Source organism: Streptomyces sp. NPDC029296, from assembly GCF_055569255.1.
Window position 1 is genome coordinate 49710 of the sequence record NZ_JBVHXT010000013.1, and the last position, 21875, is coordinate 71584.

A 21875-nucleotide genomic window follows, 5' to 3' on the forward strand; every position below is an offset into this window, starting at 1 on the left:
ACGACCGCCGCTTCCGGCAGGGACCGGCCACGCCGCCCGCCCCGACCGCCGCCACCAGTAAGGGCCGACCATGACGGACACCACCGTGACGGACGCCGTCGCCGTTCCGGCGCTCGCGCTCCAGGACCTGCACGCCTCGCTCGCCGATCCCGTGCTGGACGCGATGAACTTCCTCAACGAGGTCGTCGCCCGCTTCCCCGACGCCCTCTCGTTCGCGCCCGGCAGGCCCGCCGAGGGCACGTTCGAGACCGACGACCTCGCCCGCCACCTGCGCTCCTACACCGACCACCTGGAACACACCCGAGGCTGGCCGAAGGACCGGGTGCGCACCCACCTCTTCCAGTACGGGCGCACCAACGGCCTCATCCACGAACTCGTCGCCCGCACCCTGGCCAACGACGAGGGGATCCACGTCGCCCCGGAGGCGATCGTCGTGACCACCGGCTGCCAGGAGGCGATGCTGCTCACCCTGCGGGCCCTGTTCGCCGGGCCCGAGGACACACTCCTGGTCAGCTCGCCCTGCTACGTCGGCGTCACCGGTGCCGCCCGGCTGCTGGACATCCGGACCCATCCCGTCCCGGAGGGCGCCGACGGCCCCGACCCCGACGCCTTCCGGGACGCGGCCCGGCAGGTGCGCGCGGCGGGCGGACGGCCCCGCGCCCTGTACGTGGTGCCGGACTTCGCCAACCCGTCGGGCACCAGCATGACCGTGGCCGCGCGCGAACGGCTGCTGCGGGTCGCGGCGGAGGAGGACCTGCTGATCCTGGAGGACGACCCCTACGGGTTCTTCGTCCGGGCCGGATCCGCCCGCCCCACCCTGAAGGCGATGGACCGCGCCCGCAGGGTGCTCCACCTCGGATCCTTCGCCAAGACGGCGCTGCCCGGCGCCCGCGTCGGATACGTCGTCGCCGACCAGGAGGTCATCGGCCCCGGCGGCCGGCGTTCCCTGCTGGCCGACGAGCTGTCCAAGATCAAGAGCATGACGACGGTCAACACCTCGGCCGTCGGCCAGGCCGTGATCGGCGGGCTGCTGGTGGAGTGCGACTGCCGGCTCCGAGAGGCCAACGCCGAGGCCATCGCCTCCTACGGCGCCAACCTGGCCACCCTGCTCGGCGAACTGGAGCGGCACTTCCCCGAGGAGCGCCGCCGCGAGCTGGGCGTGCGCTGGAACGAGCCGACGGGAGGCTTCTTCCTCGTCGTCGACGTCCCGTTCGTCGCCGACACCAAGGCCCTCGAACACTCCGCCCGTGCCTTCGGGGTCCTGTGGACGCCCATGAGCGACTTCTACGCGGACGGCGGCGGCGACCACCGCCTCAGGCTCTCCTGCAGCTCCCTGACACCGGAGGAGATCGTGGAGGGCGTGCGCCGGCTGGCCCTGTTCATCGAGTCGGCGGCGCGCGAGGCGGCCGGGCGGGACTGAGGCGGCGGTGCGGGTCCGGGGCGCACGCGCCCACCGGCCCATCGGCCGCGGGGATCCGGGGCCCGGCCGGACACCCCGCCGGGCCCCGGATCCGCTCCGCCCTCTAAAACTAAACGCACGATCGTGCTAATGTCTGGCTCAGCCCGCACACCCCCTCGCGAAAGGGCCCGCATGGATATCCGGAAGCTCGACCGGACGGCTGTGCTGGAGACCGTACGCCTGGTGCGGCAGGCCCACCCGCAGGACTGGGCTCTGCCCACGCCCTGCGCCGGCTGGACGCTCCATCAGCTCGTCTCCCACATGGCGGGCCAGCACCGCGGCTTCGCCGCGGCGGCCTCGGGAGGCGGTGCGGACCTCGCCGCATGGCAGCCGGGCGCGCTCGGCGACGACCCGGCGGCGGCGTACCGGGACGCGGCCTGGGCCGCCATCGACGGATTCGCCCGGCCCGACGTGCTCACCCGGGAGTTCGCCCTCCCCGAGATCAGCACCAGCAGGCACTTCCCGGCCTCGACCGCCATCGGCTTCCACCTCCTGGACTACGTCGTCCACGGCTGGGACGTGGCCCGCACCCTCGGCCTGCCCCTGGACCTGGACGAGGAGGTGGTCGAGGCCGCCCTCGCCGTCGCGCTGCGGGTGCCGAACGACGAACGCAGGCTCGGACCCGACCCGTTGTTCCGGCCCGCCCTGCCCACCGCGTCCGGCGCGGGCCCCCTCGACCTCGTCCTGACGTCGCTCGGCAGGTCCCCCGACTGGTCCGCGGCGGCGGCCGACTCGGTCTGAACCGGCGTTCCTCCAGCGGACGCTCCCCGAACGGAAGGCGGAAGGCGAGGCACATGCCGATCACGACCGACATCGTCCGGGAACTCCGCTCCGGGGCCACCGTCGCCGACGTGCTGCGCGCCCAGCGGAGCGACCACGAACGGCACCGCTGGTCGCCCGACGCCCTCTTCGCCGGCCGCCGCCTGTCCGGCCCGGGGGAGCGCACGCGGACCGTCCTGCTCCGGCACCCGGCGTTCACGGCCCGCCCGTACGGCCCCCGCCCGGCCGTCGACGGCGCGCGGCTCGCCGACGAGATCGGCGGGACCAACCCGCTCGGCGCCGACGTGCTGCGCATCGCCGCCGCCTGGACGGCCCGCCACTGGCCAGTGGAGGAGGCCCGGCACGCGGCCGCCCTCGGCCGCCTGGGGGAGATGGCCGGCATCGGTCACCCCGGCGCCGGCGAGGCCCCCGGCACCTTCCCCACCCGCAACTACGCCCGGTTCTGCGCCCTTCGGGCCTGCGCGGCGGCCGACGCCCGCGGGGCGTACGAGGACGCGGCCCGCACCGGCGAGGATCCCCTCCTCCGCGACGTCCTCCACGCCGTCGCGGAGGACGGGGCGCGGCACCGGCGGTACTTCACCGCCTTCGCCAAGGCCCTGGTGGACTCCGGGGTCTACCCCGTCAAGGACGTGCTGTCGGTGGCCTACACCTGGATCCGCCGCACCGGCGACGACGCGCCGCCCGCGCGGAAGCAGGGCGGCGCGCTGTCCCTGGTCCGGGAGGCCACCGGCATCGAGATCCGGTCGTACGACGCTCTGAGGCGCGCCTGCTTCACCAGTCTCCGGACGAACGACGCGGACCGGATCCGCGCCGCGGCCGAACGGACCGGATAGCGCGGCCGGAGCCGGTCCGGCGGTACGGACCCCCGGGTCATCGGTCCTCGGACGACCGCGTGCCTACGGGCCCTCGCGGCCGGGTCGGCCCGTGAGCAGTGGTTCCACGCGGGACAGGGTCTCCCGGACGTTCTCCTCGGTGATCACACGGCGTGCCTCCCGCGGTGTCAGCCAGCGCAGCGGTGCCCGCGGGTTCTCCGGGCGGGCCGCCCCGGGGGAACGGGTGGCCAGCACGAAGCGGATGTCGGCGTGTTCGTGCGCCGCCTCCCGGCCATGCGCCGGCACCGGAACGATCACCAGGTGCCGCACCCCGGCGTCCGGCCAGGGCGCGAGGTCGGTAAGGCCCGTCTCCTCGCGTCCCTCCCGCAGGGCGATGGCGAGCGGGTCGCACTCGTCCGGGTCGGCGTGCCCGCCGACCAGCAGCCAGGACCGGTGCCGCTGGTGCCAGCGCAGCAGGACCCGGCCGCTCTCCTCGTGCACGACCAGCGCGGACCCGGTGATGTGCAGCGGGTTCGACCGCCGCCACGGATCGCCCGCCGCGACGAGGGCGCGCACCCGCTCCACGTCCGCGCGTTCGGCGGGACCCCGCGGGTGGTGGCGGGCAAGGAGATCGAGGACCGCGTGCGGGGCTGTGACCACGCGCGGCATCCTAGCGGCGGGATGCCGGGAACCGTCTCGTGTGCGCCCGCCGGCTCCTCGACGGGTGCACCGGGCCCGTGGGAAGCGGGCGTTGACCGCCGAACCGGCTGTCGATAGCCTCGCCCGGACATCGTTTCGAACGTATCACCGAAACTTTCGCTCCACGCCGCAGGCGCGGGCCTTGCCGGAAAGGACTCGATGTGCCGAGCGTGCCCGACGGCGGCAGCACTCCCGTGATCCCGGGCTTCCACCCCGATCCGAGCGTCTGCCGGGCCGGCGAGGACTACTACCTGGTCTGCTCCAGCTTCGAGTACTACCCCGGCATCCCGGTCTTCCACAGTCGCGACCTGGTGCACTGGACCCGGATCGGCAACGCCCTCGACCGGCCCGGCCAGTTGCGGCTGCCGCCCGGCGCGCCCTCCTCCGGCGGCCTCTACGCCCCGACGCTGCGGTACCACGACGGCCGCTTCTGGCTGATCGTGACGAACGTGAGCGGCGACGGGAACCTCCTCTTCACCGCCAACGACCCGGCCGGCCCCTGGTCCGACCCGGTCCGGCTGCCCGGGGTGCGGGGCATCGACCCGGACCTGGCCTGGGACGAGGAGGGCACCTGCTGGTGCACCGTCGCGGGCGTCAGCCAGGTCCGCATCGACCCCCGCACCGGAGAGACCCTCGGCGAGCCGCGGCGGCTGTGGTCCGGGACGCCCGGCGCCAAGGCCCCGGAGGCACCGCACCTGTACCGCGTCGGCGCGTACTGGTACCTGCTCATCGCCGAGGGCGGCACCGAGCGCTGCCACGGTGTCTCGGTCGCCCGGTCCCGCACCCCCGACGGCCCGTTCGAGCCCTGCCCGGCCAACCCGGTGCTGACCCATCGCGGCACCGGCCACCCCGTCCAGAACACCGGCCACGGGGACCTGGTGCGGGGACCCGACGGCTCCTGGTGGCTGGTGTTCCTCGGCGTCAGGCCGCGCGGCGGCTCGCCCGGCTGGCACGTGCTCGGCCGGGAGACCTTCCTGGCCCCGGTGACCTGGGTCGACGACTGGCCGGTCGTCGGCGAGGTGGCGTCCGCCCTCGCCCCGCCACCCTGGCCGCTCGATACGCCCGCCGCCGCGCCGGTCCGGGACGACTTCGACGGCGGCGGCCTCGCCCCGGGCTGGATCTCGCCCCGCTTCCGGCACGAGGAGGACTGCACCACCGGGCAACGCGCCGGCTGGCTGAGCCTGCGGGCCCGGGGGCAGTCGCTGGACGACACCGACGTCACCTTCGTCGGCCGCCGCCAGCAGCACCTGTCCTGCCGGGCACGGACCCTGGTCGACCCGGCGGAGGGCAGCGGCGGGCTCGCCGTCCGCCTGGACGAGCGGCACCACTACGAGATCGAGGCCACGGCGACCGAGGTACGGGTCGTCGCCCGGATCGGTCCCCTGCGTTCGGTCGTGGCGTCCCGCCCGTCGGCCGGCGGCCCGGTGGTGCTCGGCGTCGAGACGATCCCCGCCGAGGAGGTCACCGACCCGCGCGAGGGGCCCGACACCGTCGCGTTCGGCGTGCGGGAGGCGGACGGCGCCTTCACCGAACTCGCCCGGCTGGACGGCCGCTACCTCTCCACCGAGGTCGCCGGCGGCTTCACCGGCCGCGTGCTCGGCCTGTACGCCTCGACGGGCACGGTCCACTTCGACTGGTTCGACTACGAGCCGTACGGGGGCTGAGGCGCGGCCGGTGCGCCCGGCGGACGGCCCGCGCCTTCCGGCCGGACCGGTGACGCGTCGATCACTGGCTACGAGGTCCTGGTCCCGCCCCCGCCGCGCGTCCGCGCGGTGTGCTCGCTGTTCCCCGACCATGTCACCCCGGCGGAGCCGCGGACCCTGGCAGAGGCCGTCGCGCGCGTGCTCGGGAAGCCGGACGAGGAGGACCCAGCCGGGCGGCGTACCCCGGGAATACCGGCGCAGGGGTGACGGTTGGCGCTGCTGGTTGATGCGTCAACAGAAAGCGCGTCGCCCGCTCACCCGAGGGAGGACCCATGAGCGACACCTTCCACGACTACCCGGCGACGGGCGGGATCGCGCCGGACCGCTGGGCGAGCGCCCTGCACCTGTTCGACCGGGGACCCGGCGTCCCGCACGAGAAGACGACGGCGGAGCGCTGGGAGCGGGCCCGGCTGCTGTTCGACGCCAAGGACTACATCGGGGCGGCCAGGCTGCTCCCCGCCGTGGTCGAGGAGGCCCCCGGGCAGACCGCGCCCCGGCTGCTGCTGGCCCGCGCCTACTACCACTCGGCACAGCTGCGGCGGGCCGAGGAGCAGCTGCGGCTGGTCGTCGACCGGGACCCGGTGGAGCACTACGCCCACCTGATGCTGGGCCGCACCCTGGAACGCCAGGGCCGGCACCAGGAGGCCGCGCCCTGGCTGCGCCTGGCCGCGGCCTTCGCCGGCGAGATCCCCGCCGGCAGCTGACGGCCCGCCGTCTCAGGAAGCTCCGGTGTGCCGCCGGGCGGGGAGCACCGCCTCGTCCCGGCGGCGCGGGATCTCGTCCACGGTCCGGTCCGCGCTCAGGCCGGTGCTGTCCCGCCACAGACCGATGCGCGGGGTCTCCTCGCGCAGCACGGTGTCGAGCTGGGCGGGTGTCCGGCGGGAGCCGTAGGCGACCTTGCCCCGTGCGGACTCGCGCCGGCGCACGGCCTCCGCGTCGGGGGCCGGGACCACGAGCCGTACCGTCCGCTCCGGCGGAAACGGCAGGAACCCTTCGAGGTGGTCGCCGAGGATCACGTCCTCGACCACCGTGTGGAAGCCCTCCCGCAGACAGGACGCGGCCGGCAGGGCGGCGTGCCGGTGGCGCAGCCGCAGCTGGGCCAGCGCGCCCGCGGTGCGCTCGGCCGTCATCTCCCGGCGCCCGTTTCGCACCATCCCCCGCAGGACGTCCCCCTCGACCAGCGCGCTGGGGGAGAGCCGGTCGGCGAGCAGCCGGGACACGGTCGGCTTGCCGCCGGCGGAGACACCCGTCACGACGTACAGGTCCCGGTCGGGGGACCGGGGCATCGGGGGTTCCTCGTCTTCCGGCGGTCGGGCGCGGCGGCGGGGGGACTCGCGGTCCCCATCCTCCGCCCCGCCGGGCGGTTCCGTCACGCGCCGAGCGCGTCGATCGCGCCCGGGCCGTGGCCGGCCGCCAGCAAGGGTGCGCGGATGTCGGTGTCGAGGTCGGGGAGGTAGCCGAGCAGGACATCCGCCGGGCCCTCGATCCGCAGCCGGCCCAGCGCGGCGGGCAGCAGCAGGGTCTCGGCCCGGCCCAGCCGCTCCCGGCCCCCGGGGGTGGTGACGGTGACGGGTGCCCCGGCGTTGCTGAGGACCATCGCGGTGGAGAACGCGTGCACCAGGGGTGCCGCGGTGCCGGCCCGCCACCGCTCCAGCGCGAAGTGGCGTCCGGCGCACAGCACGGTGCGTTACACCCCGTCGTCCACCGGCACGCTCAGCCCGGACCGGAAGTCGGGGCGCGGCTCGGGCCGCCACTCCTCGAGGAGCCGTTCGAGGTTGGCGTGCCACTCGCGGTCCGGGACGGGGGAGCCGTCCTCCATCCGGTGGCGCATGGCGTGCTGCTGGATGTCGGAGGTCTGCTCGATCTCGTAGACCAGCGTGCCGGGACCGAAGCTGTGCAGGGTGCCGCCGGGCACGTAGAGGGTCTGCCCGGCGCGCACCGGCAGGCGGCGCAGGACGGCGTCGAAGTCCTGCGCCAGCAGCGCCCGGTGGAGCCGGTCGCGGTCGACGCCGCGCCGGACACCGGCCAGGGCGGTGGCCCCGGGGGCCGCTTCCAGGATGTGCCACGCCTCGGTCTTGCCGTTGGGTGCGCCCTCGACCCGGCGGGCGGTCTCGTCGTCGGCGTGCAGATGGACCGGGAGCGGCCCGGTGGCGTCGATGAACTTCGTCAGCACGGGGAACCGGTCGCCGCGCCGGCCGCGTCCGAGCAGGTCCTCGGGGTGCTCCCGTACCAGAGCGCGCAGCCCGGCCCCGGCCAGCGGCCCCCCGGTCACCACCGCCCCCTCGCCGTCCACGTCGCTGACCTCCCAGGTCTCGGCGACCGGGCCCGGGGGCAGCCCCGCGCGTCCCCACCGTCCGGCGAGCACGTGCCCGCCGAACACGTGCTGCTTGACCGGCGTCGTCAGGCGCAGCGGATACCAGTCCATGGGCTCCCCTCCCCGTGTCGGCCGGGCGTACTCCGCTGCGGGGTTCCCGCCGGGCCGGTCGGCAAACCGGGGCAAAGGGTCACGGTGCGGGGTCCCGGTGCCCGGGGTGGCGGCGGGAACCGGCCCGCGGCACACGTCGTGCCGCCTTTGGGGCGGCGCGGGCGCCCCTGAAGCGGCGTGCCGGACCGCGAAGGCTCGGCGCCCGCGCCGGTGACCGGCGGCCGTCGCGGGGGCCGGGCGAGCGCCGGGGGCTGGGGTGCGCCGGGCGGTCGGGCGGGCGCCGGGCGGTCGGCGCGGGTCCCCGCCGGGTGCCGGGCGGCTACGCCTTCCCCGCTCCGGGCGCGGCCGGTACGACGCGGGTGCCGGGCGCGGTGGTCCGGCCGGGCAGGGTGAGGAAGGCGGTCAGGCCGGCGCTCGCCAGATACAGCCCGGCGAAGATCCACATCACGCCCTCGACGCCGAGCGGCCCGAGGAAGAGCCCGACCACGGCCGGGCCGACGAACGTGCTGGCGCCCGCGCCGAGGTTGAGCGCGGACATCGCCTGGCCCTTGTGGTCCGGCGCCAGCGAGGGCATGAGCGCGGACAGCGGCACATAGCCCGCGAGGGTGGCGCCGAAGAGGCCCACCAGCACCATGGCCGGCGGGAAGTCGTCACCGGCGGCCGCGGTGCCGTAGTAGAGCAGGAGCGTGGTCACCGCGCAGCCCACCCCGCCGAACCAGGCGACGGTGCGCTGCCAGCCGATGCGGTCGCCGACGAGGCCGAAGAGCAGGTTGAAGAAGATGTTGGTGGCGAACATGACCGCGAGCAGCCGCAGCCACTCGGTCAGGGAGAAGCCCAGCGTGTCGGTGAAGAACACCGGCAGGAAGACCAGGAAACCGAACTGCGCGGCGGTGTTGACGGTGCGGACCACCGCGCCGGCACCGATGCGCGGCTCGCGCCAGACGATGGAGAGCGAGCCGAGCAGCGTGGCCACCGGACGCTCGCCGGGCGGCGCCAGCCGCTGCCCGCCCGTCGGCTCGCGCACCAGGAGCAGCGCGACCAGCCCGCCCGCGACGACCAGCACCAGCGCGAACCACAGCGTGCGGTAGGTGCCCAGCCACGGCACCGTGAAGCTGGCGACGAGCGAGCCGAGGGTGGGCAGCCCGCCGGTGAAGGCGAACCAGAACCAGCCCACGGCCGAGCCCAGCCGGTGCCGGGGCGTCACCGCCGTCACCCACACCAGGAAGCCGTAGGCGAACAGCGGATAGCCGAAGCCGCGCAGGCCGTAGGTGACGACCAGCAGGACGTAGTGGTGCGTGGGGACCGCGAGGCCCAGGAAGGCCACCTGGAGCGCGGCCCAGACCCCGAGGCCCAGCAGCATCACCCGGCGCGGCCCCCACAGGTCGGACAGGGCCCCGGAGAACCACGCCGACACGCTGGCCGTGACGCCGTAGACGGTGAACAGCAGCGCCACGCGGTCCTTGGAGAGTCCCTCGTCCAGCAGATAGGGCGAGAGGAAACCCGATTCGACTCCGTCACCGATCATGAAGATCAGGACACCGAGAAATCCCCAGGAAAGGGCCTTCGGAATGCCGACACGGTCCAGGATTCCACGGGGAGCGGTTTCCCCGGGAACGGCCGGGGGATTCGGGAGGACGGTCACGGACGCCACCTCTCGGAAAAGGGGGGAGCGGAGTGCCGTACGGCGTGGCACCGATGAAAGGTCCGCTCGAAGACGGGGTCAATCCGTCGGGGAGAACACCACGCGGGCCATGTGACGGCCGGTGTGAGGTCGTGGTGCGGGCGACCCGGTGACGAGACCGTCGGCCCAGGTCACGTGCGCGTGCGCGGTCGGGTGCGCCGGAGCGCGCCGAGTGAGGGCCGTGTGATGTTCACGCGGCGTCGTGCGGGCCGGGCGGTTCGGGGGCCTGGCCGACCGTGCGGACCTGCACCCCGTCGTCCCGCAGCCGCCGTATCTCCGCCGCCGGGGCCGCGTCGTCGACGAGCACCAGGTCGAAGTCGGTGAGCGGCGCGAGCGCGTACAGCCCCTGGTGGGCGAACTTGGTGTGGTCGATGATCAGGACGCGGCGCGCGGCGACCGCCATCATCGCCTGCTTGACCTGCACCGTCTCGGGCGACATGTGATAGCAGCGGCCCCCGGTGACCGCCGTGGTGGACATGAACAGCACATCCGCGCGGAACGCCTGCACGCTCTGCGCCGTGTGCGCGCCCATGAACGCGTCGTAGGCCGGGAAGTAGGTGCCGCCCAGGGCGATCAGGGCCACGCCGGGCTCGTGGGCCAGCGCGGAGACCACCGGCAGCGAGTTGCTGATCACCGTGACGGGGGTGTGCTCCGGCAGGTGCCGCACCAGGTGCAGACAGGTCGTGGAGTCGTCGATCATCACGACCTGCCCGGGCGCCAGCTCCCCGGCGGCGGCCCGCGCCAGGGACTGCTTCGCCCGCACCATCGTCGTCAGGCGCTCCCCGGTACTGCCGTGGAACTGCGTCGAGGGCAGACAGCTCGCCCCGCCGCGCACCTTGCGCAGCCAGCCCTGCGCCTGGAGGGCGTCCAGGTCGCGGTGGACGGTCATCACGCTCACCCCGAACTCGGCCGCGAGATCGGCGGTCCGCACGAACCCGCGGTCCGTGACGAGGGCGCGCAGCCGGCCGCGGCGTTCCTCCCGGGCGTCCGTACGGGCGTCCACACCGGCCATGGCAGCCGCTCCTCTCCCGGGCCCGGGCCCCCCGCCGACGGCGTGGGCGCGAAGTGGCTCATGAGAATCCCACACGAACGTAACACGGTGCGGGCGGCCGGTGACCCGGCCGGTGTCCGCGCGAGCGGCGCACCGGCCGGGCCCCCGCCCGGACGGGCGGGGGATGTCACACGGTGTCCGCGTCCGGCCGCGGGATAAACCCCGGGGCCGATTGACGGCCGCTCCGAGGCCGCGTTTACCTGATTTCCGCGAGCCGCACACGGCCGGACCCCCTGGTCCGGCGGACCTGGTCCGTGGGCGCGGCCTTTTGCGAAAGGGCGGGTATTCGCGGTCATGGCGGTTCTCACCATCGACGTCGGAACCTCGGTCATCAAATCCGTCGTGTTCGACGACCAGGGCCGGGAGCTGGCGGTCTCCCGCACCGTCAGCGAGGTGCTGCGGCCCCGCCCCGGCTGGGCGGAGCAGGACATGGACGCCGTGTGGCACGGGGTGGTGCGCACGGTGCGCGACGCCCTGTCCCGGCCCGCCCCCGGCCGGGGCCCGGTGCGGCTGGTGAGCTTCACCGCCCAGGGCGACGGCTGCTGGCTCGTGGACGGCGCGGGCCGCCCCACCGGACCGGCGATCCTGTGGTCCGACGGACGCGCCGGCGACCTGCTCACCCGCTGGCAGGCCGACGGCGTCCTGGACCGCGCCTTCCGCCGCAACGGCTCCCTCACGTGCAGCGGCATGCCCAACGCGGTGCTCGGCTGGCTCGCCCGGCACGACCCGGAGCGGCTGCGGCGCTCCCGCACCGCGCTGACGGCGGCCGGCTGGCTGTTCCTGAAGTTCACCGGCGTCACCGCCGTGGACGCCTCCGACGCCTCCGCGCCCTTCCTCGACCACACCACCGGGGCCTACGACCCGGTGCTCCTCGACCTGTTCGGCCTGGCCTGGGCCGAGCCGCTGCTGCCCCGCGTCCTCGGCGAACACGAGCGGGTCGCCGGGATCACCCGCCGCGCCGCCGACGAACTCGGACTGCCCGCCGACCTGCCCGTCGTCATGGCCCCCTACGACATCGCCGCCACCGCGCGCGGCGCCGGGGCCGTCGAACCCGGCCAGGCGTGCGTCATCCTCGGCACCACCCTGTGCACCGAGATCGTCACCCGCGCACCCGAAACCGGCGGCGAACCGTGCGGCGTCACCATCGCCTACGACGGCGAACGGATCCTGCGCGCCTTCCCCACCCTCGCCGGCACCGAGGTCCTCGACTGGGCCTGCCGCACCCTGGCCGTCCCCGACCCCGCCCGCCTCGGCCGGCTCGCCTTCGGCGGCGAACCCGGCGCGGGCGGGCTGGCGTTCCTGCCGTACCTCTCGCCCGCCGGCGAACGCGCGCCCTTCCTCGACCCCCGGGCCCGCGGCGTGTTCTTCGGCCTCTCCCTCGACCACACGCCCGCCCACGTCGCCCGTGCCGTCTTCGAGGGCCTGTCCCTCGTCGTGCGCGACTGCCTCGCCGCCTGCGGGACCGACGTCCACGAACTGCGCCTGTGCGGCGGCGGCGCCGCCAGCGACGGCTGGTGCCGGCTCATCGCGGACGTCACCGGAGTGCCGACGGCCCGCTCCACCGACACCGAACTCGGCGCCAAGGGCGCGTTTTTGACCGGGCTCGTCCGCACCGGGGCGGAGCGCGGCGTCCGCGAGGCCGCCGCCAAGTACGTCCGCATGGGCGCCGGCTGGACACCCGACCCGGCCCGCGCCGCCTTCTACGACGGCCTCCACGACACCTGCCTCACCTGGCGCGCCGCCGCCCGCTCCCTCGGCTGGGCCCCCACGTCCGCACCCGCGCCCGCGCCCGCCACCACGCCGGTGCCCGCCGCCGTCCCCGCCCCGGAGCTGCCGCATGTCTGACGCACTGTCCCCCGACGCCGTCCACCTCGGACTCGACCTCGGCACCCAGAGCGCCCGCGCGGTCGCCGTGGACGGCACCGGCCGGCTGCTGGGCGCCGCCTTTCGCCCGCTGACCGGCCGCCGCACCGGCGTACGCCACGAACAGGACCCCGGGCTGTGGTGGTCCGCGCTCGCCGCCGCCTGCCGCGAGGCGCTCACCGGGATCGACCCGCGCCGGGTACGCGGCCTGGCCGTGGACGCCACCTCCGGCACCGTGCTGCTGACCGACCCGGCGGGCGTCCCGCTCACCCCGGGGCTGATGTACGACGACCGCCGGGCCGACGCGTACACCGACCGCGTCAACACCCTCGGCGGACCCGTGTGGGACCGGCTCGGCTACCGCGCCATGCAGCCCTCCTGGGCGCTGCCCAAGCTGCTGTGGCTGCTGGACGACACGGACCGGCCGGCGGGCGCGCGGCTGCTGCACCAGGCCGACTTCGTCACCTGGCGGCTGGCCGGGCACCAGGTCCCGAGCGACGCCAGCCACGCCCTGAAGACCGGCTACGACCTGATCGCCGAACGCTGGCCCGAGGCCGAACTCGACGCCCTCGGCGTCCCGGCCGGCCTGCTGCCCGACGTCGTGCGGCCCGGCACCGTCATCGGCACCGTGTGCGCCGCCGCGGCCGAGACCACCGGCATCCCCGCCGGCACGCCGATCACCGCGGGCATGACCGACGGCTGCGCCGCGCAGATCGGCGCCGGCACGCTCGCCCCGGGCGCCTGGAACTCCGTACTGGGCACCACCCTGGTCCTCAAAGGGACCAGCCCGCACCTCGTCCGCGACCCCGGCGGCGTCGTCTACTGCCACCGCGGCCCCGACGGCACCTGGCTGCCCGGCGGAGCCTCCGGCAGCGGCGCCGGCGTCCTCGCCCGGCGCTTTCCCGGCGCCCGCCCCTCCGACCTCGACGCGCTCACCGCACGGGCCGCCGCGACCGGCTCCACCGCCGTCGTCTACCCGCTGGCCGGCCCGGGCGGCGAACGCTTCCCCTTCCGCGCCCCCGACGCCGTCCCCTTCACCCTCGGCCGGCCCCGCGGCGACGCCGAGGAGTTCCACGCCTGCCTGCTCGGCGTGGCCCTGGTCGAACGGCTCTGCCTCGACTACCTCGACCACCTCGGCGCCCCCGTCACCGGCCCGCTCACCTTCACCGGCGGCGGCACCCGCAACCGCTACTGGACCCGGCTGCGCGCCGACGTCCTCGGCCGCCCCGTCCGCCTCCCCGAGCACGCCGAGAGCGCTCTCGGCATGGCGGTGCTCGCCGCCACCGCCTCCGGCGCCACGCTCCAGGACGCCGCGGGCAGCATGGTGCGGCCGGGCACGGAGGTCCGCCCCGACCCCGCGCGCACCGCCCGTCTGCTCCCCGTCTACCTCGATTTCGTGGACGCGCTGGCCCGCCGCGGCTGGCTGCCGCCGGCCGTGGCCGGCCACGCGCGCGGAAAGGCCCGGCCGTGACCGACTTCCTGCTCGTGCGCCACGGGGAGACCGTGTGGCACGCCGACAACCGCTACGCCGGCCGCACCGACGTCCCGCTCACCGAACTGGGCCGCCGGCAGGCCGCCGAACTGGGCGCCTGGGCCGCCGGGCAGCACCTGGACGCCGTACTGTGCTCACCGCTCACCCGGGCCCGGCTCACCGCCGAACCCGCCGCGACCGCCCTCGGCCTCACCCCCTGGGTGGACGAGCGCCTGTACGAGGTGGACTTCGGCCGCGGCGACGGGCTCACCCGCGCGGAGATGGCCGACGCGTTCCCCGAGGAACTCGCCGCCTTCCTCACCGACCCGGTCGCCCACCACCTGCCCGGCGGCGAGGACCCCGCCGCCGCGGCCGGCCGCGCGATCGGCTGCCTGGAGGAGACCGCGCACAAACTCCCCGACGGCCGTGTCCTCGTCGTGGCCCACTCCACCCTGCTGCGCCTGGTGCTGTGCGCGCTCCTCGGCATCCCCCTCGCCCGCTACCGCCGGGTCTTCCCCGTCCTGCGCAACGGCGCGCTCACCGAACTGCGGCTGCGCGACGGCCAGGCCGCGCTGCTCCGCCTCAACGCCCCCGTCCGCTGAACCCTCACCCCCTCCGGGAGAACCTCCGTGCCCACCACCGTCCTCGCCGCGGGCGACCACTTCGTCCTGCCCCGCCTGCTGGAACAGGAACTGCGCGCCGCCGCGCCGCCCGGCACCGCACTGGACGTCCGCCGGCACCGGCTGCCGTGGCCGCACACACCGTTCGGCAAGGTCGCCGAGGTCGACGAGGCCTCCGGCAGCGAGGAGGAGATGATCGAGGCGCTGCGCGGCGCCCGGATCTGCGTCACCCAGATGGGCCCGCTCACCGGCCGCGTACTGGCCGCCTGCCCCGACCTGGAGCTGTTCTGCGTCAGCCGGGGCGGGCCGGTCAACGCCAACCTGGAGGCCGCCACCCGGCACGGCGTCGCCGTCTGCTACGCCCCCGGCCGCAACGCCGTCGCCACCGCCGAGCACGCCCTCGCGCTGATCCTGGCCGCCGCCCGGGGCATCGCCGACGCGCACACCGACCTCAAACGGGGCGTGTGGCGCGGCGACCACTACGACTACATGCGCTGCGGCGTGGAGATCGACGGCTCGGTCGTGGGCCTGGTCGGCTTCGGCGCCATCGGCTCGCGCGTCGCCCGGGTCCTGCACGCCATGGGTGCCACGGTCCTCGTCCACGACCCCTACGTGCGCCCGGAGGCGGTGGGGGACATCGCCCGGCTGGTGCCCCTGGACGAACTGCTGAGCCGCTCCCGGATCGTCTCCCTGCACGCCCGCGTGACCGACGAGACCCGCGGCATGATCGACCGGGACCGCATCGGCGCCATGCCCCGCGGCGCGGTCCTCGTCAACTGCGCCCGGGGCGCCCTGGCCGACTACGACGCGGTGTGCGACGCGCTCGAGTCGGGACACCTCGCCGCCGCCGGGTTCGACGTGTTCCCCACCGAGCCGGTACCGGCCGGCTCCCGTCTGCTGTCCACCCCGGGGATCGTCCTCACCCCGCACATCGCCGGCGCCAGCCGCGAGGTCGCCCACAAGGCGGCCCGGATCGTCGCCGCCGAGGCCGCCCGCTTCCTGCGCGGCGAACCACCGGCCCACTGCGCCAACCCGGAGGCCCTGGCCCGCCGTCACCGCCGGTAGGACACGGCAAGTTCGGTGAGGTACCGCTTGGTCACCCGGCCGCCGTACCGCCCGTCGGCCAGAGCCGCGACACAGCCGAGCAGCCCCCTCCGGGCGGTCTCCGGCAGCGCCCGGTGACCGGAGTAGGTGCGCAGTACGTCCAGGTACTCCGCCGTGGTGTAGGTGATGTCCCGCTCGTGGCGGCGGAAGACGGTGGGCCCGAACCGGCCGCTGCGCTCCACCTCCGCCGCGTGGTCCGAGCCGTCGATCGCGGCGGCCTCGACAGGCAGCGGCCCGGGCCGGGTGTCCGGGTCGAAGCGTTCGTACCAGCGCTGGACCTCGGCGAAGAACTCCTCGGTGCCGCCCCGCACATGCTGGGTGCGCACCACGGCGAGTGCCCCGCCCGGGCGCAGCGCGTCGGCGGCCCCGGCCATCCGCACCGCCGGGTCGATCCAGTGGAACGCCGTCGCCGAGACCACCGCGTCGGACGGCTCCGCCGGCAGCGGCCGGCGCTCGGACTCCGCCGTCACCACCTCCACCGCCGCGAACGCGTCCGGCTTGCGGCGGGCGACGGCGGCCCTGCGCGGCCCCGCGACCAGCGCCGTGATCCGGCAGCCCCGCGCGGCCGGCGGCACCCTCGCCTGCCCGGTCCCGCAGCCCACCTCCAGCACCCGGCTGCCGCGGCGGACGCCCGCCAGTTCCGCGAGGTCGTCGTAGAGCCGGGACGGATACCCGGGCCTGGCCCGGTCGTACAGCTCCGCGTCCTCGTCGAACGTCCGGCCCAGCCGCGCCCGCCGGGACTCCGCGGGCCGGTCGTCACGTCGCGCGCGGGCGGGGTCGTCGGGCATGCGGTGCAGGGTCGTCCCCGGGGCATGCCCGCCACCCCCACCAGTGACGATCGGCTTGATGAGCCTTGTACCGGCCCGGACGGGGCGACCCGGCCGGAGCGTCGGCGGCGCGGGCCGGGGCGGCGGGGGAGCGGGTGCCGCACCCGGCCGCGGCACCCGCCCCGGCCCTCCGCCGTGGCCGTCCGCGGCCCCGTGCCGCATCGTGGAGAGGGCTGCTGATCTGCGGGGGTGGCGCCGGCCGAGGGAAGGAGCGCGGTGCGATGAGACGAGACACACGGCGTCCGGAGCCGGCCGACCATCTGGCGGGCGCCGCGGCCGACCCCAGCGGACTGCTGGACCTGCTGGGCGTCGCCGCGGTGCTGCTGGAGGCCGACGGCAAGATCGACATGTGGAGCCCCCAGGCCGAGGAACTCTTCGGCTACACCCGCGGCGAGGCGGTCGGGCGGTACGCGGCATCGCTGCTCCTCCAGCCCGAACACCAGGACGCGGCGCTCACCCTTTTCGCCCAGGTCATGGAGACCGGCCGGCGCTGGGCCGGCGCCTTCCCCGTCCGGCACAAGGACGGCACCGTCCGGATGATCGAGTTCCGCAACGTCCGGCTGACGGACAGCCTCGGCGACCACTACGCCCTGGGGCTCGCCGTCGACCGCGTCGCCCTGCGCCAGATGGAACGCAAGCTGGCCCTGTCCAACCGGCTGGTCAGCCAGGCGCCGATCGGGCTGGCCGTCCTGGACACCGAGCTGCGCTACCTGGCTGTCAACCCCGCCCTCGCCGCCATGCACGGCGTCTCCGAGGCCGACCACGTCGGCCGCGGGTTCCGCGAGATCCTGTCCGACCCGACCTTCGAGGGCGCCGAGGCACTGATGCGGGGCGTCCTGGAGACCGGTAACCCCCTGGTGGAGCAGCAGGTGGTGGGCCGTACGTCCGCCGACCCCGAGGAGGACCACGCCTGGGCGGTGTCCGTCTACCGGCTGGAGGACCACCGCGGCCGGGCCCTCGGCATCGCCAACGTGGTGGTCGACGTCACCGACCGGTACCGCGCGGCGCAGAAGGCCGACCAGGCCCAGCGGCGGCTGCGCCTGATCGCCGACGGCTCGGCCCGGATCGGCACCACCCTGGAGGTGGAGCGCACCGCGCGGGAACTGGCCGACGTCCTGGTGCCCGGCCTCGCCGACATGGTCGCCGTGGACCTCCTCGACTCGGTCCTGCAGACGGGCCGCACCGACCTCGGCGACGGCCCCGCGCTGTTCCGCGCCGTGGCGGTGAAGACGGCCTACCCCACCGACGCCGGCCGGGCCATGGTGCCCCCCGGACGGCTCACCACCTACCACGCCGACCACCCCGCGTCGCAGTGCCTGCGCACCCGCCGCCCCCTGCTGATCACCCATGTGCGCGGCGGCGACCACTCCCGCATCGCCGCCGACCCCGAGGCCGCCTCCCTGCTCGCCCGGGCCGGCGTCCACACCGACATGGCCGTCCCGCTCATCGCCCGGGAGAAGATCCTCGGCGTCATGGGCCTGGCCCGGGCCCGCAACCCGGCCCCGTTCGACGAGGACGACCTCACCCTCGCCTGCGAGCTGGCCTCCTCCGCCGCCCTGAGCATCGACAACGCCGTCCTGCACCAGCACATCCGCAGCGCCGCCGAGACCCTCCAGCGCAGCCTGCTGCCGCAGCCCCCGCCCCGCCGCCCCGGCCTGGAGGTCGCCGTCCGCTACCGCCCCGCCCAGGCCCGCGACGAGGTCGGCGGCGACTGGTACGACGTGATCCCGCTCGACGGCGACCGCACCGCCCTAGCGGTGGGCGACGTCATGGGCAGCGGCATCCCGGCCGCCACCACCATGGGCCGGCTGCGCACCGCGATGGCCACCCTCGCCGACCTCGACCTCGAACCGGCCCGCATCCTCACCCACCTCGACAAGATCACCCGCGAGCTGGACCCCTACATCGCCACCTGCCTGTACGCCGTCTACGACCCCCACCGCGCCCGGCTGCACGTGGCGTCCGCCGGCCATCTGCCCCCGGCCCTCGTGCGCGCCGGCGAGCGGCCGCGGCTGCTGGACCTGCCCACCGGCACCCCGCTCGGGGTCGGCGGGGTGCCCTTCGAGACCACCACCGTCGGGCTCGGGCCCGGCGACCGCCTCGTGCTGTACACCGACGGGCTGGTGGAGACCCGCGACGACCCCATCGACGAGCGCCTGGAGGCGCTGCTGCGCCTGCTGGAACCGCCGGACCGCTCCACGGAGGAGACCTGCGACCGGCTGCTGCGCCTGCTGCGGGACCCCGCCGACCACGACGACGTCGCCCTCCTCATCGCCCATGTGCGGCCCCTGGGGGCCGGCCCGGCAGGGTGAGCACGGCCAGGACGGCGCACACGGCCACGGCGGCGAAGAACCAGAAGCCCCAGGGGTGCCCGACCCCGGCGGTCACCAGGGCGCCCGTGACCGACGGGCCGACGATGGAGCCGACCCGGCCGATGCCGGACGCGGAGCCGAGGGCGGTGCCCCGGACGGCGGCCGGGTAGTAGTGCGTGACGTACGCGTAGACGAGCACCTGCGCCGAGAAGACGAACACCCCGGTCAGGAAGACGACCGTGCCGAGCAGCAGGTCGCTGCGCATCCGGACGCCGAGGCAGGCCAGCATGACCGCCGAGACGGCGAACCAGCCCAGCGCGGTCGGCTTGATGCCGCGCCGGTCGGCCACGAAACCGCCCAGCACCAGCCCGGCCACCCCGCCCGCGTTGAGCACGAGCAGCTGCGTCACGGCCGTCGGCACGGGATACCCGGCGTCGTTCATCAGCTTCGGCAGCCAGGTGTTCAGGCCGTAGACCAGCAGCAGCCCCATGAACGAGGCGGCCCAGATCCCGACGCCCGCACGCAGATACGCCGGCCTCAGCAGCTCGGTGAACGGCACCCGCGACGGCCCGGCCGCCTCCCGGGCACGGACGAACGCCGCCGACTCCGGCAGCCGGAACCACTGCACCACCGCGACCAGCAGTCCGGCGACGCCGAGGACGTAGAAGAGCACCTGCCAGTTCCCGGCGACCCGGAGCGCCAGCAGCGAGGTGATCACGGCACCGGTGTGATACCCGGTCATGGTCAGCGTGCCGGCGCGCGCCCGCCACCCGGCCGGCAGGCGCTCGGCCGTCATCGTCAGCGACACGGGCATGCACGCGCCGAGCCCCACCCCGGCCGCGAGCCGCAACGCGGCGAACACCGCCACGGAACCGGCCAGCGGGACCAGGAGGGTGAACACCGAGAACACCACCACCGAGGCGATGAGCAGCAGCCGCCGGCCGAGCCGGTCGGCCAGCGGGCCGACCAGCAGCGCGCCGACGGCGACACCGACGAGCGACAGCGTGGCGACCGTGGTCGCGTCGCCCGCCGTCATGCCGAGGTGCCGGGTCTTCAACAGGGTCGGGATGACGGCGCCGAGGACGACGAGGTCGTAGCCCTCCAGCAGGACGGTGATCCAGCACAGGACCACGGTCCAGGCGGAGCGGCCGGCGGTGCCGAAGACCGTGGTGAGTCCCTGACGCTCCAGGAACTCGTGGGCGATACGGCGTACGGATGGCACGGGCGGCCCCTTCCGAACGGGCGGTCCCCGACGAGGCGACGCGGCACACAGTAGGGAGCGCGCGCCCCGGCCGCCATACGCCGGCCGCCTCCGGTCCGCCGCCCGGACCCGCCGCGCCTACCCGGCGGGGTCCAGGACGACCGGCAGTTCCGCCAGGCCGCGGAAGGCGGGGAACGGCACCTCCAGCCACCGCGGGCCGGCGGCCGGGTCGGCCAGGGCCATCCGGGGGAACCGGTCGAACAGCAGCGTGAGGGCCGACTGGGTCTCCAGCCGGGCCAGCGGGGCGCCCAGGCAGTAGTGGCTGCCGTGCCCGAAACCCAGATGGGCGTCCTGCGCGTTGCCCGGCCGGGTCACGTTCAGCTCGTCGGGGGAGTCGAACTTCTCCGCGTCGCGGTTGGCCGAGCTGAGCGCGATCTGGACCAGGGCCCCCTTGGGGATCAGGGTCCCGCCGTACTCCACGTCCTCGGTCGCGTAGCGGAACGTCGCGGTCTCCACCGAGCCGTCGTAGCGCACCAGTTCCTCGACCGCCGCGCGGATCAGCTCCGGGTTCTCCCGTACGGCGGCCAGCTGCCCGGGGTGCGCGAGCAGATGGTGCACGGCGTTGCCGATCAGGTACGCCGTCGTCTTGTGCCCGGCGAACATCAGCAGGAAGGCCGTGGAGACCAGCTCGTTCTGGGTGAGCGAGCCGTCCTCGCCGTCCCGCACCGCGATGAGCGCGCTCAGCAGGTCGTCACCCGGGCGTTCCCGCTTGGCGGCGATCAGCTCGGTGAAGTACGCGTGCAGGTCCTCCTCCGCCCGCTGCTGGGCCCGCTTGAAGTCCTCGCCGAATCCGGTCTGCGCCACCGTGGTGGACAGCCGCTGCATCCTCGACCGGTCCTCGGCCGGCACGCCGAGCAGATCGCAGATCACGATGATCGGCAGCGGGAACGCGAACACCGGCAGCAGGTCGACGGGTTCCCGGGGCGGGCACGCGTCGAGCAGTTCGCGGACGATCTCCTCGATGCGCGGCCGCAGCGCCTGCACCCGCCGCGGGGTGAAAGCCGAGTTGACCAGCCTGCGCAGCCGGGTGTGCTTGGGCGCGTCGGAGTTGAGCATGTTGTCGTCCAGCGCGATGGACGAGTCGCCGAAGATCCGCCGGTAGGCGTCCATCGCCCCGTACATGTCCTTGCTCAGCCGCGGGTCCGACAGCGCGGCCCGCGCGTCCTCGTAGCGGGTGATCAGGTACGTCTCGTTGCCGTGCGGCGGTCTTACGGCGCAGACCGGTGCCTGTGCGCGCAGCCGGGCGTAGACGGCGTGCGGGTCGCGGCGGAACTCGGGGGTGCAGCGCTCGGCCGCGGCGACGGCCTCCTGCGTGGTGGTCACGGACGGCTCCTGAGGTCGAAGACGGCTTGGGCGTTTCCGCCGAGGACGAGCTGCTGGGACGCCTTGTCGAGCGGCAGCTTCTCGATCATGCGGACGAAGTCCCCCAACGGCGCGGCCATCGGCGGCGAGTCGGTGCCGAACAGCATCCGCTCCGGGCCCAGCACCTCCGCGTTCAGACTCAGGTGCGCCGCGCTGAACGGGCTGGTGTCGACGTACATGCGGCGCAGGGCGGCGGCCGGGTCGGGGGAGGGGGGGAGGGCGGTGCCGGAGGCGGGGGACGGGGGAGCGGGGGGTGCCTGGCGCGTGCCGGGGGCGCCCGGGCTGCCCGGTGCGCCGCCCGGGCGGGACGCGTTGGCGCGGGAGGGACCGGACGCACCGGCGGCACCGGGCGCCTCGGCGGCGCCCGGCCGGCCGGCGGGGGGGGGGGGGGGGGGGGGGGGGGGGGGGGGGGGGGGGGGGGGGGGGCCCTCCCCCCCCCCCGGTG

20 protein-coding genes are annotated in these 21875 nt (G+C 75.3%); 10 read left to right on the plus strand and 10 right to left on the minus strand.

The genetic code is table 11. The features are described 5' to 3' along the window. Nucleotides 1–70 precede the first annotated feature (70 nt). The 3 genes from ACZ4W9_RS13720 (at nt 71) to ACZ4W9_RS13730 (ending at nt 3072) form a co-directional block, all read left to right on the plus strand. Entirely contained in the window at nt 71–1420 is a 1350-nt protein-coding gene (locus ACZ4W9_RS13720; protein WP_467935388.1) for an aminotransferase-like domain-containing protein, read from the plus strand. A gap of 171 nt (nt 1421–1591) precedes the next feature. Continuing rightward, nucleotides 1592–2200, plus strand: a complete 609-nt coding sequence (locus ACZ4W9_RS13725; RefSeq protein ID WP_467935389.1) for a TIGR03086 family metal-binding protein — start codon at nt 1592–1594, stop codon at nt 2198–2200. Nucleotides 2201–2253: 53 nt separating this feature from the next. Then, complete coding sequence (locus ACZ4W9_RS13730) at nt 2254–3072, plus strand: hypothetical protein (RefSeq protein ID WP_467935391.1); 819 nt, start codon at nt 2254–2256, stop codon at nt 3070–3072. Nucleotides 3073–3135: 63 nt separating this feature from the next. Here ACZ4W9_RS13730 and ACZ4W9_RS13735 read toward each other — a convergent pair whose 3' ends face one another. Then, nucleotides 3136–3711 carry an NUDIX hydrolase gene (locus tag ACZ4W9_RS13735; RefSeq protein WP_467935392.1) on the minus strand — a complete coding sequence of 192 codons (576 nt, stop codon included), beginning with the start codon at nt 3709–3711 and terminating at the stop codon, nt 3136–3138. Nucleotides 3712–3911: 200 nt separating this feature from the next. Here ACZ4W9_RS13735 and ACZ4W9_RS13740 point away from each other — a divergent pair, with 200 nt between their 5' ends. Together ACZ4W9_RS13740 and ACZ4W9_RS13745 are read left to right on the plus strand one after the other, a co-directional pair. Next, nucleotides 3912–5414, plus strand: coding sequence for a glycoside hydrolase family 43 protein (locus ACZ4W9_RS13740; RefSeq protein ID WP_467935394.1), 1503 nt, complete (start codon nt 3912–3914; stop codon nt 5412–5414). A 311-nt stretch (nt 5415–5725) separates the two neighbouring features. Continuing rightward, nucleotides 5726–6157: a tetratricopeptide repeat protein gene (locus ACZ4W9_RS13745; protein ID WP_467935395.1), complete on the plus strand. Its 432-nt coding sequence runs from the start codon at nt 5726–5728 to the stop codon at nt 6155–6157. 12 nt (nt 6158–6169) lie between these two features. Here the strand turns inward: ACZ4W9_RS13745 and ACZ4W9_RS13750 are convergent, their stop codons facing one another. The 5 genes from ACZ4W9_RS13750 to ACZ4W9_RS13770 form a co-directional block, all read right to left on the minus strand. Beyond that, nucleotides 6170–6739 carry a nucleoside/nucleotide kinase family protein gene (locus ACZ4W9_RS13750; protein WP_467935396.1) on the minus strand — a complete coding sequence of 190 codons (570 nt, stop codon included), beginning with the start codon at nt 6737–6739 and terminating at the stop codon, nt 6170–6172. Nucleotides 6740–6822: 83 nt separating this feature from the next. Further along, complete coding sequence (locus ACZ4W9_RS13755) at nt 6823–7134, minus strand: hypothetical protein (protein ID WP_467935397.1); 312 nt, start codon at nt 7132–7134, stop codon at nt 6823–6825. A gap of 6 nt (nt 7135–7140) precedes the next feature. Continuing rightward, nucleotides 7141–7878: a class I mannose-6-phosphate isomerase gene (locus ACZ4W9_RS13760; RefSeq protein WP_467935399.1), complete on the minus strand. Its 738-nt coding sequence runs from the start codon at nt 7876–7878 to the stop codon at nt 7141–7143. 319 nt (nt 7879–8197) lie between these two features. Further along, on the minus strand, nt 8198–9403 hold the full coding sequence (locus ACZ4W9_RS13765) for an MFS transporter (protein WP_467935401.1): 1206 nt from the start codon (nt 9401–9403) through the stop codon (nt 8198–8200). Between the two features lie 346 nt (nt 9404–9749). Then, nucleotides 9750–10571 carry a DeoR/GlpR family DNA-binding transcription regulator gene (locus ACZ4W9_RS13770; RefSeq protein ID WP_467935402.1) on the minus strand — a complete coding sequence of 274 codons (822 nt, stop codon included), beginning with the start codon at nt 10569–10571 and terminating at the stop codon, nt 9750–9752. Nucleotides 10572–10904: 333 nt separating this feature from the next. Here ACZ4W9_RS13770 and ACZ4W9_RS13775 point away from each other — a divergent pair, with 333 nt between their 5' ends. The 4 genes from ACZ4W9_RS13775 to ACZ4W9_RS13790 are packed head-to-tail and all read left to right on the plus strand — an operon-like array spanning nt 10905 to nt 15629. Beyond that, nucleotides 10905–12455, plus strand: coding sequence for an FGGY family carbohydrate kinase (locus tag ACZ4W9_RS13775; RefSeq protein ID WP_467935403.1), 1551 nt, complete (start codon nt 10905–10907; stop codon nt 12453–12455). Beyond that, nucleotides 12448–13944 (plus strand): FGGY-family carbohydrate kinase, encoded by a 1497-nt coding sequence (locus ACZ4W9_RS13780; RefSeq protein WP_467935405.1) that lies wholly within the window; start codon nt 12448–12450, stop codon nt 13942–13944. The genes ACZ4W9_RS13775 and ACZ4W9_RS13780 overlap by 8 nt, the downstream gene beginning before the upstream one ends. Then, nucleotides 13941–14546, plus strand: coding sequence for a histidine phosphatase family protein (locus ACZ4W9_RS13785; protein ID WP_467935406.1), 606 nt, complete (start codon nt 13941–13943; stop codon nt 14544–14546). Before ACZ4W9_RS13780 ends, ACZ4W9_RS13785 begins: the two co-directional genes overlap by 4 nt. Before the next feature lie 27 nt (nt 14547–14573). After that, a complete protein-coding gene (locus tag ACZ4W9_RS13790; RefSeq protein WP_467935407.1) occupies nt 14574–15629 on the plus strand; it encodes a 2-hydroxyacid dehydrogenase in 1056 nt (351 codons plus the stop codon). Here the strand turns inward: ACZ4W9_RS13790 and ACZ4W9_RS13795 are convergent. After that, nucleotides 15617–16456 carry a class I SAM-dependent methyltransferase gene (locus tag ACZ4W9_RS13795; protein ID WP_467935409.1) on the minus strand — a complete coding sequence of 280 codons (840 nt, stop codon included), beginning with the start codon at nt 16454–16456 and terminating at the stop codon, nt 15617–15619. The genes ACZ4W9_RS13790 and ACZ4W9_RS13795 overlap by 13 nt on opposite strands. A gap of 260 nt (nt 16457–16716) precedes the next feature. Here ACZ4W9_RS13795 and ACZ4W9_RS13800 point away from each other — a divergent pair, with 260 nt between their 5' ends. Further along, a complete protein-coding gene (locus ACZ4W9_RS13800) occupies nt 16717–18807 on the plus strand; it encodes a SpoIIE family protein phosphatase (protein ID WP_467935410.1) in 2091 nt (696 codons plus the stop codon). Here ACZ4W9_RS13800 and ACZ4W9_RS13805 read toward each other — a convergent pair. The 3 genes from ACZ4W9_RS13805 to ACZ4W9_RS13815 all read right to left on the minus strand — a co-directional run bounded on the left by ACZ4W9_RS13805 (nt 18764) and on the right by ACZ4W9_RS13815 (nt 21609). Further along, the gene (locus ACZ4W9_RS13805) at nt 18764–19996 is read right to left on the minus strand and encodes an MFS transporter (protein ID WP_467935547.1); all 1233 of its coding nucleotides are present in this window, start codon (nt 19994–19996) and stop codon (nt 18764–18766) included. The two genes, ACZ4W9_RS13800 and ACZ4W9_RS13805, sit on opposite strands and share 44 nt — an antisense overlap. 150 nt (nt 19997–20146) lie before the next feature. Next, complete coding sequence (locus ACZ4W9_RS13810; protein ID WP_467935411.1) at nt 20147–21391, minus strand: cytochrome P450 family protein; 1245 nt, start codon at nt 21389–21391, stop codon at nt 20147–20149. Next, nucleotides 21388–21609, minus strand: a complete 222-nt coding sequence (locus ACZ4W9_RS13815; protein ID WP_467935413.1) for an amidohydrolase family protein — start codon at nt 21607–21609, stop codon at nt 21388–21390. The genes ACZ4W9_RS13810 and ACZ4W9_RS13815 overlap by 4 nt, the downstream gene beginning before the upstream one ends. Nucleotides 21610–21875 lie beyond the last annotated feature (266 nt).